The sequence below is a fragment of the Pseudomonas sp. ICMP22404 genome, from assembly GCF_006227205.1.
Lineage (GTDB): Bacteria > Pseudomonadota > Gammaproteobacteria > Pseudomonadales > Pseudomonadaceae > Aquipseudomonas.
Map to the genome: position 1 here is coordinate 1 of NZ_VCNG01000079.1, position 370 is coordinate 370.

Annotated in this window: 1 pseudogene; it reads left to right on the forward strand. The window is 61.4% G+C overall.

The features are described from left to right. A pseudogene (locus tag FGE05_RS29965) lies at window positions 1-370 on the forward strand (Ig family protein); the annotation flags it as partial.

Here is a 370-nt window from a genome sequence, read left to right on the forward strand (position 1 = left end):
GTCGGCCAATGTCGAGGATGGTCAACTGGTCGGCCTCTCGGCCATCAATATCACTGGCAACGCCTTGGACAACCGCCTCACCGGTAACGTGGAGGCCAACCTGCTGGATGGTGGTCTCGGAGCCGACATCCTGATCGGAGGCACCGGCAACGACACCTATGTAGTCGACAACGTCGGTGACGTGATCAGCGAAGACAGCACCCTGGCCGGCGAGATCGACACCGTGCGCTCTTCGGTGAGTTGGGGGCTGGGCGCCAATCTGGAAAACCTCACGCTGATCGGAAATGACAACATCAACGGCCTCGGTAACGCCCTTGACAACGTACTGACCGGCAACGCGGGCAACAACGTGCTGGTCGGTGGCGCCGGG